This is a genomic window from Moorena sp. SIO3I6 (genome assembly GCF_010672095.1).
The window spans coordinates 1-1,133 of record NZ_JAAHHU010001613.1 but is presented as its reverse complement, the minus strand read 5'-3'; the positions used below and the strand labels follow the sequence as shown (position 1 = coordinate 1,133).

The window sequence follows — 1,133 nt, the reverse complement described above, 5'->3', positions numbered from 1 at the left end:
CCCCATCCTGTTCTTCTTTTCAACTTTTTTGTCCTGTACTGAGCCTATAAGTACGCTCCCCAAATTGCCCAACTTTTAACCCACTCAGATAGTGATGTCCTTACTAATGCAGCATGGGCTCTGGGGGAAATGGGGTCAGCCGCCTATAAGTACGCTCCCCAAATTGCTGAACTGTTAACCGACGAAGATAGTCATGATAGTGCGGCAAAAGCTCTGGGAAAGATGGGAGCAACCGCCTCTGAGTACATTCCCAAAATTGCCAAGCTTTTAATCAACTCAGATGGTAATGTCAGTGGTAGTGCGGCAAAAGCTCTGGGGCAGATGGGAGTGGCTAAAGACTACGCTCCCCAAATCGCGAAACGTTTAACTGACTTAGATAGTAATGTCCGTTCTAGTGCGGCATGGGCTCTGGGTCAGATGGGAGCAGCTGCCTCTAAATACGTTCCCGAAATTGCCAAACGTTTAACGGACTCAGATAGTAATGTCCGTTCAAGTGCGGCATCGGCTCTGGGTCAGATGAGAGCAGCAGCTAAAGATTACGCTCCCCAAATCACTAAACTTTTAACCGATCCATGGAAATTTCGCCACGTTGACACTCCCCGGTCTAAAGACGCGGGGATTCTTCATTCATTGACTCGGCTTGCTGAACCTGGTCGGAACCAAGAACAGTAGAGGCTAAATCTCCTGAAGAGTTCGGATCTACGATCCAGGTTCCGGTGTGCCCCACCGTACCCAAAGCTCTATTAAGAATGTTGACTGCGGCGTTGTGGTCGCGGTCTAATTTACAGCCACACTTACAGACATGAGTCCTGGTTGATAGCGACTTCTTCACAACTTCACCGCATTCAGAACAATTCTGGCTAGTATAAGCAGGATTTACTGCAACCGTTATCCTGCCAAATTTCTTACCAAAATGCTCTAGCCATTTCCTAAATTGATACCAACCTGCATCATTAATAGACTTGGCAAGACAATGGTTTTTGACCAAGTTTTTTATCCTCAAATTTTCATAGGCGACCAGATCGTTAGACCGGATTACGCAGCGCGCCAGTCTCTTGGCGTGCTCTTCACGTTGCCTACTTATTTTGAGGTGAGTCCTGCCTAGTCTATTGATAGCTTTCTTACGGTTAGCA

Annotated in this window: 2 protein-coding genes and 1 pseudogene; 2 read left to right on the top strand and 1 reads right to left on the bottom strand. The window is 47.0% G+C overall.

The genetic code is table 11. The features are described 5' to 3' along the window. Positions 1-63: 63 nt before the first annotated feature. Positions 64-120, top strand: a pseudogene (locus tag F6K49_RS54160) (hypothetical protein); the annotation flags it as partial. A 9-nt stretch (positions 121-129) separates the two neighbouring features. Beyond that, entirely contained in the window at positions 130-672 is a 543-nt protein-coding gene (locus F6K49_RS51660) for a HEAT repeat domain-containing protein (protein WP_366514381.1), read from the top strand. Here the strand turns inward: F6K49_RS51660 and F6K49_RS51655 are convergent. Beyond that, positions 605-1,133: transposase (locus tag F6K49_RS51655; protein ID WP_293110765.1), on the bottom strand; the 529-nt coding region annotated here is incomplete at its 5' end. The two genes, F6K49_RS51660 and F6K49_RS51655, sit on opposite strands and share 68 nt — an antisense overlap.